Here is a 13,307-nt window from a genome sequence, read left to right on the forward strand (position 1 = left end):
TGAACGCTCATACGGGCAGTTTCTGTCATCTCGATGCGGCGGGCTACGAAATCACTGAGTCAACAATCGCCTTGGCCTCTGTCTGGACCTCGCTGAGGTGCTCTGCGCCCTTGAAGGACTCGGCGTAGATCTTGTACACGTCCTCGGTCCCGGACGGCCGTGCCGCGAACCAGGCGTTCTCCGTGGTGACCTTCAGCCCGCCGACAGCCGCGCCGTTGCCGGGCGCCTCGGTCAGCCGCGCGGTGATCTCCTCACCTGCCAGTGTGGTGGCAGTGACGTCCGACGGCGACAGCTTGGACAGCGCTGCCTTCTGTTCGCGGGTGGCCGGGGCATCAACCCGGGCGTAGACCGGATCCCCAAAACGGTTCGTCAGTTCCCGGTAATGCTGGGACGGAGTCCTGGATGTGGTGGCGGTGATCTCCGAGGCCAGCAGGGCCAGCAGGATTCCGTCCTTGTCCGTGGTCCAGACCGAGCCGTCCAGGCGCAGGAAAGAGGCGCCGGCAGATTCCTCGCCGCCGAATGCCACTTCGCCGGACAGCAGTCCCGGAACGAACCACTTGAAGCCCACCGGCACCTCCATCAGCCGGCGGTCCAGGCTGGCGGTCACGCGGTCAATCATGGAGGAGGAGACCAGGGTCTTGCCCACCATCGCGTCGCCGCGCCAGCCGGAGCGGTTGGCGTACAGGTATTCCACGGCAGCGGCGAGGTAGTGGTTGGGATTCATCAGTCCGGCGTCCGGGGTGATGATGCCGTGACGGTCGGCGTCGGCGTCGTTGCCCGTGGCGATGTCGTAGCGTCCGGCCTGGGCGATGAGCGATGCCATCGCATCGGGGGAAGAGCAGTCCATCCGGATCTTCTCGTCCCAGTCCAGCGTCATGAAACCAAACTGCGGATCAACGCTGGGGTTCACCACGGTCAGGTTCAGTCCGTACTGCTCGCCGATGGCGCCCCAGTAATCGACGGAGGCCCCGCCCATGGGATCCGCGCCGATGTGCAGGCCGGAACCCTTGATGGCGTCCATGTTCAGCACCGAACCGAGGTCCCCCACGTAGTGCTGCAGGAAGTCGTAGGCGCCCACCGATTCAGCCAGCCGTGCTTCGCCCAGCGGAACCCGCTGCACGCCGCGCAGCCCATTCTCCAGCAGTTCGTTGGCCCGGTTGGCGATCCAGGCCGTGGTTTCGGCGTCGGCGGGACCGCCGCTGGGCGGGTTGTACTTGAATCCGCCGTCGGCTGGAGGGTTGTGGGACGGCGTGATGACAATACCGTCCGCCTGGTCCGTGCGGGTGGCGTTGTGCGTCAGGATCGCGTGGCTCAGGGCCGGGGTGGGAGTGAACCCGGTGCGCGCGTCGATCAGGACGTTCACGCCGTTGCCGGCCAGGACTTCCAAGGCGGTGTTCTGCGCCGGCTCCGAAAGTGCGTGGGTGTCCTTGCCCATGAACAGCGGGCCGGTGATGCCTGCGCCGGTGCGGTACTCAACGATCGCCTGTGTAATGGCGGCGATGTGGGGTTCGTTGAAGGATCCCTTCAGGGAGCTTCCGCGGTGCCCGGAGGTGCCGAAGGCTACGCGCTGGCCGGGGTCAGCGAGGTCCGGCGCGACGTCGTAGTACGCGTCGAGCAGTGCCGTGAGATCGACGAGGTCAGATGGTTGGGCGGGTGTGCCGGCTCGGTTAGACATAGCTCCAAGCATGCCAAAGATTCAGGTGATCCGGCAGGCACGTACCTTCCGTGCCGCCCTCGCCGTGCCTCGGCCCACCTAAACGAGATGGCAGAAACTGCCCGTTAGAGACGTCTAACGGGCAGTTTCTGCCATCTCGATGGGGAGGGGGGAAGGGCTGGTGGTTACTGGAGCAGGGTGCGGTCGTCCAGGCCGCCCTTGATCTTCTCGAACTCGTGAAGCAGGTCCGGCACGGTCATGGCGGCCTTCTGCTCGCTGTCCAGGTCCAGGATGATCCGGCCCTCGTGCATCATGATCAGCCGGGTGCCCAGGTCCAGTGCCTGCTGCATGTTGTGCGTGACCATGAGCGTGGTGAGGTTGTGGCGGGCCACGATTTCACCGGTGAGGCGGGACACCAGGGCGGCGCGCTGCGGGTCCAGGGCGGCGGTGTGCTCGTCCAGCAGCAGGATTTTCGGCTCGCTGAATGTTGCCATCAGGAGGGAGAGCGCCTGGCGCTGGCCGCCGGAGAGCAGGCCGACCTTGGCCTTGAGGCGGTTTTCCAGCCCCAGTTCAAGGGACTTGAGTTCCTCGCGGAACAGCTCCCGCTTCTTGCCGGACACACCCCAGCCCAGGCCTCGGCGCTTGCCGCGCTCATAGGCGATGGACATGTTCTGTTCGATGCTCAGCTGCGGGGCGGAACCGGCCATGGGGTCCTGGAAGACCCGGCCGATGAAACGCGCCCGCTGGTAGTCGGCCAGCTTGGTGACGTCCTTGCCGTCAATGAGCACCGATCCGGTGTCCGGGCGCAGCTTGCCGGAGACCATGTTCAGCAATGTTGACTTGCCGGCACCGTTGGAGCCGATCACGGTGATAAATTCCCCGGCCGCCAGCTCCAGGTCGATTTTCGCCAGGGCAACGCGTTCGTTGACGGTGCCGGCGAAAAAGGTCTTCTGTACGTTGTCGATTTTCAGCATCGGTTTGCTTTCGTTGCTAGCTGGCGGTGGTGACGTTGGACTTGCGCAGGCTGCTGAAGGTGGGCAGCCGGCGGAAGACCTTCCACTGCGGAAGGATCAGTGCCAGGACCACAAGCACCGCGGATATCAGCTTCATGTCATTGGGTTCGAAGCCGAGGTCCAGGGCCAGGGCAATCACAATGCGGTAGACGACGGCGCCCAGCACCACGGCGAGGGTGGAGACGACAATCAGGCGGGAACCGAAGATCGCCTGGCCGATGATCACCGAGGCGAGGCCAACCAGGATCAGGCCGATGCCCATGCCGATGTCGGCGAAGCCCTGGTACTGGGCCACAACCGCGCCGCAGAGGCCCACGAAACCGTTGGAGAGGGCCAGGCCCAGGATCTTCATCCGGTCGGTGCTGACGCCGAAGCTGCTGACCATTTCCTGGTTGTCACCGGTGGCCTGCATGGCCAGGCCCAGGTCAGTGTGCAGGAACCAGTCCAGGAAGAGCTTCACGCCCAGAGCCAGCAGGGCAAACAGGGCAATGGCGACGGCGCCGCCCAGGTAGCCGTTTTCACGCAGCGGCGTGATGAGCGTGTCCTGGCGGAGCAGGGAGAGGTTCGAGGTCCCCATGATCCGCAGGTTGATGGAGTAGAGGGCGATCATGGTGAGGATGCCGGCCAGCAGGCCGTTGATCTTGCCCTTGGTGTGGAGCAGGCCCGTGACGCAGCCGGCCACCAGGCCTGCTCCGAACGCAGCTGCCGTGGCGGCCAGGGGTGGAACCCCGTTGGTGATCAAAATGGCCGCCACGGCTGCGCCGGTGGTGAAGCTGCCATCCACGGTAAGGTCCGGAAAATCCAGGATCCGGAAGGTGAGGTAAACGCCCAGGGCCATAACGGCGTAAATAAGCCCCAGTTCAACAGCAGTGATCATGGAAGTTCTGTTCCTTACAGCAGGGTGGGAAAGGCAGCTTCGGTGTTACTCGATGACCTGGTCGGCTTCGTCGAGCATCGAGGCGGGAATTTCGATTCCCATGTTGGCTGCTGCGCTCTTGTTGATGACCAGCTTGGTTTCGGTGAGGGTCTCGATCGGCATGGTGGCCGGGTCGGCGTCCTCTTCGAGGATCTTGATGGCCATCATGCCGGTCTGGTAGCCCAGCAGTTCGTAGTCAATGCCCCAGGTGGCCAGGCCGCCTGCTTCAACGCTGCCTGCGTCACCGGTGACCAGCGGGATCTTCTTGGTCTCGGCGATCTGGACTACGGAGTCCAGGGCTGCCACGACGTTGTTGTCCGTGGGGATGTAGAAGGCGTCGACGTCCAGGGACTCGGCTGCCTGCTGAACCTCGGCGGTGTTGCTCACTGCGGCGAGCTTGAGTTCCAGGCCCAGGTCCTTGGCGGCTTCCTGCGCGAGTTCAATCTGGACTTCGGAGTTCACTTCGCCGGAGCTGTAGACGATTCCCACGGTCTTGGCCTCGGGAGCCAGTTCCTTGATCAGTCCCAGCTGGTCCTCAACCGGGTTGAGGTCGCTGGTGCCGGTGAGGTTTCCGCCCGGTGCGTCCCAGGAGTCAACCAGGCCGGCTTCTTCCGGCTCGGTGACCGCGGTGATGAGGATGGGGATGTCGGTGATGGCCTGCGCGGCGGCCTGTGCGGTCGGGGTGGCGATGGCCAGCACCAGGTCCAGGTCATCGGAGGCGAACTTGGAGGCAATGGAGGTGGCGGTGGCCTGCTCGCCGGCGGCGTTCTGCTCGTCGTAGGAGATGTTCTCGCCCTCGGTGTAGCCGTTCTCGGCCAGCGCCCGCTTGAATCCTTCCTTGGCGGAGGTCAGGGCATCGTGCTCCACGATCTGGGTGATGCCGATCCTGACCATGTCCGAATCGCCGCTTGCTGCGGAATCCGAGCCGCAGCCGGTCGCCGCGAGGGATGCACCCAGCAGCAGGGCCCCCAGTGCCCCTGTCTTTGAACGCTTCATCGTTGCCCTTTCAGTGCGCTGCCCGCAGGCGGACGGCGCCGGCCGGGCAGGGTGTCGTTGTGCCGGACGCTGGCATCCGGTCCCCGGCCCCGACGTCGTTGATCGGAGCCCGGCAAACGGGTGCATTCAGCACCGGCTGATTGAACGATACTAACTGTGAGGGCGCTCACATTGTCTAATGCGACGCGCGACGTAGAGACAGATGCCTGCCAGAGTGCGGCGCAGCAGGACAAATGATGGACCTCCTGGGTCCATTTTTCTCAGAGTGTCTACGGCGGGGGCCATTGTTCTGTAGGAAACGGATACGCAAAAAGTGCCCGTTTGGAATCCAAACGGGCACTTTTTGCTAGGCGAAGGAAAGAACGGGTTACCGCACTCCGCCCATGAGCTTCTTGATGGCCGGGGCGCACAGCGCCAGGGCGGCGCCCAGCACGATGGCGGTGATGCCCAGGAAGGAGAAGTAGCTGACTTCGGTGTCCTGGCTGTAGAACTGTGCCAGCCAGCCGGAGAGCGTGCTGCCCAGGGACACCGACAGGTAGAACAGCGCAACCATCTGCGTGGGGAACGCGGACGGTGCCAGCTTGGTCGCTGCGGAGAGGCCGGTCGGGGACAGGGACAGTTCAGCGAAGGTGAACAGCAGCAGGATGCCGGCCAGGGCCAGCAGCGGCGTGCTGGCAGGACCGCCGCCGGAGAACGGGATGAAGGCAAGGAACGCCAGGCCCATCACGGCGAGGCCGATTCCGAACTTCAGCGGAGTGCCCGGCTGGCGGGAGCCCAGCTTGGTCCACATGCTGGCAAAGACTGCGGCGAAGATGATGATGAAGATCGGGTTGATCGACTGGACGAAGCTCGGCGGCATCTCCCAGCCGAAGATTTCCCGGTTCAGGGAAGTGTCTGCGTAGAGCGCAACAACGGTGAACTGCTGCTGGAACAGTGCCCAGAAGGCGGTGCTCGCAACGAACAGCGGCATGAAGGAGAACACGCGGCGGCGTTCAACCTGGCTGACGCGCTTGCTGGACAGGATGACCACGAAGTACGCGATTGCTGCAACCAGGGCGAGGATCGCCATCAGGCCAACCAGGTTTTCGCTGTTGATCAGGCCGAAGGCAACCGCGGCCAGGACGACGGCGATTGCGCCTGCGGCGATGGATCCCACGCGGATGAAGTGGTTCCGGGGGAGCGGGTTGGCTACCAGGTGCGCGGACTCCGGAAGGTACTTGCGGGTCGCGGCGTACTGGGCCAGGCCGATGGCCATGCCGACCGCTGCGAGGCCGAACCCGAAGTGGAAGCCGAAGGAATTCCAGAGCAGGCCGGTGAGGATGGGGCCCATGAGGCCGCCGATGTTGATGCCCATGTAGAAGATGGAGAAGCCGGCGTCGCGGCGTTCATCCTTTTCGTCGTACAGGCTTCCCACCAGGGCTGTGGCGTTGGCCTTCAGGCCGCCGGAGCCAATGGCGATCAGTACCAGGCCGATTGCCAGCCCGGCGTAACCGGGAACCAGGGACAAGGAGATGTGGCCAACCATCACGAGGATGGCGGAGTAGAAGAGGGTCCGTTCGGATCCCAGGATGCGGTCCGCTACCCAGGCGCCGACGATCGAGGAGAGGTAGACGCCGCCGCCGTAGGCGCCAACGAGGCCTGCTGCCACTCCCTCTGACATGCCAAGTCCGCCGTCAGTGACGGAGTAGTACATGTAGTAGAGCAGGATGCCCTGCATGCCGTAGAAGGAGAAGCGTTCCCAGAGCTCAACGCTGAAGAGATTCGCGAGCATCCGGGGATGGCCGAAGAATGCCTTCCGCGCGGAAGGCGCGGGGCTGGTAGTGGTGGGGCTAGGACTCATCATCCAATAGTCCCAAAGGGCCGCTGTGACCGATTCGACGTCCACGGTGAAAATCGGGGTGTTTTACCGGCTTCCATGCAAGTGTATGTGGTCATTGTCACCGTCAAAACGGCATATTTGTCCGCATGCTGGACAAAAAGGCTTCCGATGAAGGCTCTGCCTGTTATGGACCCAGCTGGGCTGCCACCGCCAGCAGGTCTGCCTCTGCCCCCGGCTGTCCGATCAGCTGCACACCCATGGACAGGCCTTCGGCGGTCACATAGACGGGGATGGTGACGGCGGGCAGTCCGCAGACGTTCACCATTGAGGTGAACGGAGAGTATTGGCACTGAAGTGCGTAGTCTTCCGCGGCATCCCCGGACCAGTACCAGCCGATGGGCCGCGGTGTCATGGCGACGGTCGGGGTGAGGATCATGTCCCAGGCGGCGAACTGGGAAATGGTTTCCTCTTCGAACCCGCGCAGCACGTCGATGGCCCCGGCCAGGTCCGCAGCGGAGCGCTGCAGGGAACGACGGCGCATCCCGGCGGTCAGCGGCGTGAGGTGCTGCTCTCCCTCCGGCGGCAGCGGGATGTTGGCCAGCGGTGCGGTCCACACCAGCTCGAACGCTTCCGGGTACCGCTCGTCGTAGTGGACGTCGGCTTCTGATACATCGTGCCCCGCCCCGGTCAGTGCCACGATGCCGGCCTCCAGTGCCAGCACCGCCGCCGGATCCAGTGCAATGTCCAGGCGGGATTCGAAGGGAGAACGTGTGCTGACGCCGATCCGGAACCTTCCCTCGGCCCGCAGTGCAGCCTGCAGGAACGAGCCGGCTGCCGGCGGGGCGCTGGTGGCATGATGGTTCGGTTCCGCCACCATGGCATCGAGCAGGAGGGCGGCGTCCGCGGCTGTCCGTGCCAGCGGCCCCGCAACCACGAACTGGCCCAGGTCACGCTGGCCGCCGCCGGAGGGCACCCTGCCGCGGTTCGGCTTCAGGCCCACCAGACCGGTGGCGGCGGCCGGGATGCGCACTGAACCGCCGCCGTCGGTCCCCGGAGCGAAAGGCAGCATGCGCGCGGCGACGGCGGCCGCGCTGCCGCCGGAAGAGCCGCCCGGGCTGAGCGCCGGGTCCAGGGGGTTCCGGGCCGGCGGTGCAACGAGGTTCTCGCTGTAGCTGCTGAGGCCGAATTCCGGCACTTGGGTTTTGCCCAGGCTGATCGCACCCGCTGCCCGCAGCACTGCAGGCAGCGGTCCGTCCGCCCCGGCGGGTACCGGCGGCACTGCGGCGCTGCCCATGGTCGTGGGGACGCCGGCGACGTCGGTGAGGTCCTTATGCGCCAGCGGCATGCCGTGCAGGATTCCCGGCGGGCGTCCGGCGGCCAGGGCGTCGTCGGCCTGCCGTGCCTCAGCCAGCGCCGCATCCGCGGTGACGGTGATGAAGGAGCCAAGTTCCGGATTCAGTGCCTCGATGCGTCCCAGGAAGTACTCCGTGGCCTCCCGCGCCGAAACCTCCCCGCGGGCCAGGGCATCCCGCAGTGCGAGTGCGCTCAGGGCGCCGATGCCCTCCCCGGGAAGGGTTCCGGGCCGGGGCGGGACGGCTGGACCATTGGGCATTGTTACCTCCGGGGCGCGGGCGGCTTTGTTCTCTGGCGGTGCATCCCACTATAGGCTGGGATAAACGGCGCGCACGCCCCCGCAGCGGGTTGGTTCCGCGCCTGATCAGACCCGGTGCAGAGACTGTGAGGAAGTGTGAGCGAGATGGAAAGCGTTTCTGTGGACACGATTGGCGAAGGCGCCCGGATCCTGGATGTCCGCGAAGACTATGAGTGGGAAGCAGGGCATATTCCGAACGCCGTGCACATCCCGCTGGACCAGCTGCCGGACCGCCTCGATGACCTTGATCCGGACCAGGACCTGGCCGTTATCTGCCGGACCGGCGGGCGCAGCGCACGGGCAACCCAGTGGCTTGAATCCCACGGCTACTCCGCGGTCAACGTCAACGGCGGGATGGGTGCCTGGCTCGAAGCCGGCAAGGAAATGGTCTCCGACAACGGACAAGAACCGACCGTCGTATGAGTCCTGAGGGCACCCCCGGGCCGCCCAAGCTCCCGGGAACCATGGTCTACACCTACCTTGGGCCGGAGGGAACCTTCACCGAAGCGGCCCTCCTGCAGGTCCCCGGAGCCGATGAAGCGGTGAGGATCCCCTCCACCAGCGTCACGTCTGCACTGGAGATGGTCCGGTCCGGGCATGCAAACGCTGCGGTGGTGCCGATCGAAAACTCCGTGGAAGGCGGCGTCAGCGCCACGCTGGATGCCATCTCCATTGGCCAGCCGCTGAGGATCCTGCGGGAAATCCTTGTGCCCATCACCTTCGTGCTGGCGGTCCGCCCGGGTATTGAGCTCGACGACGTCCGCCGGGTCTCGACCCACAGCCATGCCTGGGCGCAGTGCCGCAATTGGGCGGAAATGAATATTCCGAAGGCGGAATATCTCCCGGCCTCCTCGACAGCAGCCGCCGCCGTCGGACTCCAGGATGACTCCTCCGGCTTCGATGCCGCGATCTGCTCCCCTCTGGTTGCCTCCCGCCTGGGGCTGAACGTGGTTGCCCGGGACATTGGGGACGTTTCCGACGCCGTTACCCGATTCATCCTGATCAGCCTGCCCGGGCTGCTGCCGGAACCCACGGGCGCGGACAAGACCACCGTGGTCATTCCCCTGCCTGAGGACCGCCCGGGCGCACTGATGGAGATCCTGGACCAGTTCTCCACCCGGGGCGTGAACCTCAGCCGAATTGAGTCCCGACCCACCGGAGCCTTTCTTGGGGACTACTTCTTCAGCATCGACGTTGACGGGCACATTTTTGACGCCCGGGTGGCGGACGCGCTGAAAGGTCTGCACCGGGTGTCCCCGGAACTCAGGTTCCTGGGCTCCTATCCGCGCGCGGACCACCGCCGCGCCCACGTCCTGCCGCACACCTCCGATCCGGCCTTCGAGGCGGCGGACCAGTGGCTCGAATCCCTGATTAACGGCTGACGTGCCACGGCTGCGACGCAGTAACTGCGAACATCCCGGCTACACCCGCCTGCGGTGGGGCAAGGGGTTCAGCTACCGCGGGTTGAAGGGTGAGGTGTTGAAGGATCCGGCCGAGCTGCGCCGGATCCGCTCCCTCGCCATTCCGCCGGCCTGGCAGGACGTCTGGATCAGCCCTTACGCCAACGGCCATATCCAGGCCACCGGCCAGGACGGTGCCGGCCGGCGGCAGTACATCTACCATCCGCACTGGCGAGAGATGAAGGACCGGGAGAAGTTCGACCGCGCCCTTGAATTCGCCCAGGCCCTGCCATCCGCCCGCCGGATTATCACCAAGTACCTCCGCTCGGACGGCAACGGTCCCGAACGTGCACTGGCCGCAGCCCTGCGGATCGTCGATTCCGGGGCCCTGCGGGTGGGCGGATCCCGGTACGCGGAAATGAACGGCTCCTACGGGACCACCACGCTGCGGGTGGAGCACGTTACGGTGGAGGACTCCCGCCTGCTGCTGGACTTCCCGGGCAAAAGCGGCCAGGAATGGCACGTTGAACTCGAGGACGAGGACCTGGTGGCTGCGCTCGTGCCAATGCTCCGGCGTCCGGAACCGGACACTGCGCTCGCCTACGTGGGCGTAGACGGGCAGTGGCACAGTATTGACGCCTCCCAGCTGAACGGTTTCCTCCGGGAGGTCACTGCCGGAGATTTCAGTGCCAAGGATTTCCGTACCTGGCAGGCCACCGTCTCGGCCGCCATGGGCTTTGCCCGGGCCGCACGGACGGCGTCAACCAAGCGCGCCCAGCAGCAGGCCGTGGCTCAGACCATCCGGGAGGTTGCTGAACGGCTGGGCAACACTCCGGCCGTCGCGCGGAAGTCCTACGTCGACCCACGCCTGGTTGACAGGTTCCTGGACGGCGAGGTCATTCCAGTGGCCGGCTACTCCGCCTCCGAGACAGCCGTGCGGGAAATGCTGAGCGAATAACCCGCGAAAAACCGCCTCGGTTTATGGTAAGTATGCTTATAGACCGACGGCACCGGCTGCCGGCGGGAGAAGCCATCAATGCGAAAGGCGGACCATGAGCGAGTACACGAACGAAGACGAGCAGCTCACCAACCCCAAGCCCAGCGGGCAGGCCAGCGGTGATGACAACTACCGCGGAGACATTGGCGACCAGGGCAATGACCTCCGCTTCGCCGAAGAGCAGGAGCTCATCCGCGAACAGGCCTCCCCGGCATCCGTGAAACACGAAGAAGGCGAATACACCGACGCCGACGGCCGCAAGCAGCCGCCGTCGACCTCCCACAACGCTGCAGAAACCGAAGGCAGCTACACCGATTCAGAAGGCACGCAGGACTAGGCGGCTACGCAGCGCCGAAGCGCCTGAATGCACCGGTCCGTCCGCCACCCACGGCGGCCGGGCCGGTTTCTGTATCCGGAGCCCGCACGAGCAGGGAACGCGGATCGACGCTGACGCTCACGCGCGTCGCGGCGCCGGTCAGGTCGCCGTCAAGCTGGGTAATGATCGGCTCCTCGGTGCTCACGGTGACCTTCCGGGCCCGGGTGTATTCGATCAGTGAGATCTCCCTCCGGTTCCGGGTCACGACCTTGCCCGCTACTGCCAGCCACCCCAGGACCGTGCGGGGCGTGAGGACCACAATGTCCAGCATCCCGTCATCCAGGGCGGCGGTTGGAATGAAGTCGATTCCGGCCGGCAGCTTCCCGGTGTTGGCGAACAGCACGCTGCGGACCTTGCGAACCTGGCCCGGGGCGCCGTCGAGCTGGATCCTCATCCGCCGCCTCGGCCCGGGCAGCAGCCGGATACCGGCCTCGCTGTAGGCCAGCCACCCCACCCGGCGCTTCAGGTCATCCCGGGTTGCCGCAATGACTTCCGCGTCCAGTCCGATCCCGCCCATGACCAGGAAATTGCTGGCTGAACGGGCACCGGTGCGTGCATTCTCAAGCTCCACCCGGCCCATGTCTATCCGCCGTTCGGACCCGTGCAGTGCGGCCTGGATGCTTCCGGACAGGTCATTGACGGCCACGCCCAGGTTCCGGGCCAGCAGGTTGCCGGTTCCCAGCGGCAGCAGTCCCATCGCCGCACGCTGGTGGGCCAGTGCCCGTGCCACCTCCCGGACGGTGCCGTCACCGCCGGCGGCCAGTACGACGTCGGCCCCCGCCGCCAGCGCGTCCTGCGCCTGCCGGTAGCCGGGGGAATCCACGGTTGTCTCGAAAACCAGCGGTGGTTCCCAGCCGGCCATTTCGCATGCGGCTGCCAGTGCGGCTTCCGCTTCCGCTGCCTGCGCCTTGATCGGGTTGATCACCACGGCCACCCGCTGGCTCGCCGACGCGACGGGGCGGGTAATCCGGTCCGCCGCCGCCTGCCGCCGGTGCCGCCGCGAGGTCACCTGCCAGGTGGCGATCGAGGCGAGGACGGCAGTGGCCGCAATGAGCAGGAGTACGGCGATTTCGGCGGGCATGGTGGTTTCAGGATAGCCTCCGGTCAGCGTGCGGGCCCCGGAAGGTGTTTTCGGTACTCTTGAGACGTGATCGATGTAAATGAGCTGCGAGAAAACCCTGAGAAGTTCCGAGCATCCCAGCGCGCACGGCTGGCCGATCCGGAGCTGGTGGACGCGATCATTTCCGCGGATGCCCGCCGGCGCGAGACCCGCACCCGCTATGAGACCCTGCGCGCCGAGCAGAATGCCTTCGGCAAGCGCGTTGCCCAGGCCAAGGGCGAGGAGAAGCAGGCACTGCTGGCAGAGGTGAAGGAACTGGCTGCCGCCGTCAAGGCTGCAGGCACCGAAGCCGACGCAGTGCAGGCCGAGCAGGAGGCCCTGGTCCGCCGCGTCGCCAACGTCGTCGAGGACGGCGTGCCCGCCGGCGGCGAAGATGACTTCACGGTCCTGAAGACCGTGGGAACCCCCCGGGACTTCGACGCCGAGGGCTTCACTCCGCGGGACCACCTCGAACTGGGCGAAATGCTTGGTGCGATCGACATGGAACGCGGCGCCAAGGTTTCCGGATCCCGGTTCTACTTCCTGCGCGGCGTGGGAGCGCGCCTGGAGCTGGCCCTGCTGCAGATGGCCATGGACCAGGCGGTCAAGGCCGGCTTCATCCCCATGATTACCCCCACACTGGTCCGTCCCGAGACCATGCAGGGCACGGGCTTCGACGTGGCACACGACGCCGAGATCTACCGCCTCGCCGAAGACGACCTGTACCTGGTGGGAACGTCCGAGGTTCCGCTGGCCGGCTACCACTCCGACGAGATCATGGACCTCAGTGCCGGGCCCGTCCGCTATGCTGGCTGGTCTTCCTGCTACCGCCGCGAAGCCGGATCCCACGGTAAGGACACCCGCGGAATCATCCGCGTGCACCAGTTCAACAAGGTGGAAATGTTCACCTACACCTCCGTCGAGGAAGCCGCCGCCGAACACCAGCGGCTGCTGGCCTGGGAAGAGGAAATGCTCGCCAAGGTGGAGCTGCCCTACCGCGTCATCGAAACGGCCGCCGGAGACCTGGGCATGTCCGCAGCCCGCAAGTATGACTGCGAAGCCTGGGTTCCCACACAGGGCGCCTACCGCGAGCTGACCTCCACCTCGAACTGCACCACGTTCCAGGCCCGCCGGCTGAACATCCGCGAACGCCAGGACGGCAAGACCCGCGCTGTGGCCACGCTGAACGGCACGCTGGCCACCACGCGCTGGATCGTCGCCATCCTGGAGCACCACCAGAACCCGGACGGCTCGGTCAACGTTCCGAAGGCACTGCAGCCCTACCTGGGCGGCCTGGAAGTCCTGCCCGTCCAGTAGCCTGCGTGGCCGTCCTGCCCCTGCGCGAACGCGGGGCAGGACGGTCCCCGAAAAGAGTTCACCTGCTGT

12 protein-coding genes are annotated in these 13,307 nt (G+C 65.7%); 5 read left to right on the forward strand and 7 right to left on the reverse strand.

The window, feature by feature from the left end; translation table 11 throughout:
• Positions 1-43 precede the first annotated feature (43 nt).
• The 6 genes from pgm to GD628_RS06220 all read right to left on the reverse strand — a co-directional run bounded on the left by pgm (position 44) and on the right by GD628_RS06220 (position 8,010).
• Entirely contained in the window at positions 44-1,675 is a 1,632-nt protein-coding gene (gene pgm / locus GD628_RS06195; RefSeq protein ID WP_193313206.1) for a phosphoglucomutase (alpha-D-glucose-1,6-bisphosphate-dependent), read from the reverse strand.
• Positions 1,676-1,839: 164 nt separating this feature from the next.
• The gene (locus tag GD628_RS06200) at positions 1,840-2,628 is read right to left on the reverse strand and encodes an ABC transporter ATP-binding protein (RefSeq protein ID WP_091600812.1); all 789 of its coding nucleotides are present in this window, start codon (positions 2,626-2,628) and stop codon (positions 1,840-1,842) included.
• Between the two features lie 16 nt (positions 2,629-2,644).
• Positions 2,645-3,544, reverse strand: coding sequence for an ABC transporter permease (locus GD628_RS06205; protein WP_091600811.1), 900 nt, complete (start codon positions 3,542-3,544; stop codon positions 2,645-2,647).
• A gap of 45 nt (positions 3,545-3,589) precedes the next feature.
• The gene (locus tag GD628_RS06210; protein ID WP_152274125.1) at positions 3,590-4,579 is read right to left on the reverse strand and encodes an ABC transporter substrate-binding protein; all 990 of its coding nucleotides are present in this window, start codon (positions 4,577-4,579) and stop codon (positions 3,590-3,592) included.
• Positions 4,580-4,946: 367 nt separating this feature from the next.
• Complete coding sequence (locus tag GD628_RS06215) at positions 4,947-6,419, reverse strand: peptide MFS transporter (RefSeq protein WP_091601493.1); 1,473 nt, start codon at positions 6,417-6,419, stop codon at positions 4,947-4,949.
• 163 nt (positions 6,420-6,582) lie between these two features.
• Entirely contained in the window at positions 6,583-8,010 is a 1,428-nt protein-coding gene (locus GD628_RS06220) for an amidase (RefSeq protein WP_152274126.1), read from the reverse strand.
• Positions 8,011-8,154: 144 nt separating this feature from the next.
• Between GD628_RS06220 and GD628_RS06225 the strand changes: the two genes are divergently transcribed.
• The 4 genes from GD628_RS06225 to GD628_RS06240 all read left to right on the forward strand — a co-directional run bounded on the left by GD628_RS06225 (position 8,155) and on the right by GD628_RS06240 (position 10,783).
• A complete protein-coding gene (locus tag GD628_RS06225; RefSeq protein ID WP_377955361.1) occupies positions 8,155-8,472 on the forward strand; it encodes a rhodanese-like domain-containing protein in 318 nt (105 codons plus the stop codon).
• Positions 8,469-9,431, forward strand: coding sequence for a prephenate dehydratase (gene pheA / locus GD628_RS06230; protein ID WP_226802360.1), 963 nt, complete (start codon positions 8,469-8,471; stop codon positions 9,429-9,431). Before GD628_RS06225 ends, pheA begins: the two co-directional genes overlap by 4 nt.
• A 1-nt stretch (position 9,432) precedes the next feature.
• Positions 9,433-10,407: a DNA topoisomerase IB gene (locus GD628_RS06235; protein ID WP_091600806.1), complete on the forward strand. Its 975-nt coding sequence runs from the start codon at positions 9,433-9,435 to the stop codon at positions 10,405-10,407.
• Between the two features lie 94 nt (positions 10,408-10,501).
• Positions 10,502-10,783 (forward strand): hypothetical protein, encoded by a 282-nt coding sequence (locus GD628_RS06240; protein WP_091600805.1) that lies wholly within the window; start codon positions 10,502-10,504, stop codon positions 10,781-10,783.
• A gap of 4 nt (positions 10,784-10,787) precedes the next feature.
• On the opposite strand, the gene GD628_RS06245 is transcribed toward GD628_RS06240, so the two are convergent.
• Positions 10,788-11,903 (reverse strand): diacylglycerol/lipid kinase family protein, encoded by a 1,116-nt coding sequence (locus GD628_RS06245; protein ID WP_091600804.1) that lies wholly within the window; start codon positions 11,901-11,903, stop codon positions 10,788-10,790.
• A 66-nt stretch (positions 11,904-11,969) separates the two neighbouring features.
• Here GD628_RS06245 and serS point away from each other — a divergent pair, with 66 nt between their 5' ends.
• On the forward strand, positions 11,970-13,238 hold the full coding sequence (serS, locus tag GD628_RS06250) for a serine--tRNA ligase (protein ID WP_152274127.1): 1,269 nt from the start codon (positions 11,970-11,972) through the stop codon (positions 13,236-13,238).
• The last annotated feature ends 69 nt before the right edge of the window (positions 13,239-13,307 follow it).

It is taken from the genome of Arthrobacter koreensis, from assembly GCF_009193255.1.
Lineage (GTDB): Bacteria > Actinomycetota > Actinomycetes > Actinomycetales > Micrococcaceae > Arthrobacter_B > Arthrobacter_B koreensis.

Excerpts from the sequence above, each read along its gene's own strand:
- GD628_RS06245 (WP_091600804.1), bottom strand. The coding sequence starts at position 11,903 with ATGCCCGCCGAAATCGCCGTACTCCTGCTCATTGCGGCCACTGCCGTC.
- pgm (WP_193313206.1), bottom strand. The coding sequence starts at position 1,675 with ATGTCTAACCGAGCCGGCACACCCGCCCAACCATCTGACCTCGTCGAT.
- GD628_RS06210 (WP_152274125.1), bottom strand. The coding sequence starts at position 4,579 with ATGAAGCGTTCAAAGACAGGGGCACTGGGGGCCCTGCTGCTGGGTGCA.
- GD628_RS06225 (WP_377955361.1), top strand. The coding sequence starts at position 8,155 with ATGGAAAGCGTTTCTGTGGACACGATTGGCGAAGGCGCCCGGATCCTG.
- GD628_RS06200 (WP_091600812.1), bottom strand. The coding sequence starts at position 2,628 with ATGCTGAAAATCGACAACGTACAGAAGACCTTTTTCGCCGGCACCGTC.
- GD628_RS06215 (WP_091601493.1), bottom strand. The coding sequence starts at position 6,419 with ATGAGTCCTAGCCCCACCACTACCAGCCCCGCGCCTTCCGCGCGGAAG.
- GD628_RS06220 (WP_152274126.1), bottom strand. The coding sequence starts at position 8,010 with ATGCCCAATGGTCCAGCCGTCCCGCCCCGGCCCGGAACCCTTCCCGGG.
- pheA (WP_226802360.1), top strand. The coding sequence starts at position 8,469 with ATGAGTCCTGAGGGCACCCCCGGGCCGCCCAAGCTCCCGGGAACCATG.
- GD628_RS06240 (WP_091600805.1), top strand. The coding sequence starts at position 10,502 with ATGAGCGAGTACACGAACGAAGACGAGCAGCTCACCAACCCCAAGCCC.
- GD628_RS06205 (WP_091600811.1), bottom strand. The coding sequence starts at position 3,544 with ATGATCACTGCTGTTGAACTGGGGCTTATTTACGCCGTTATGGCCCTG.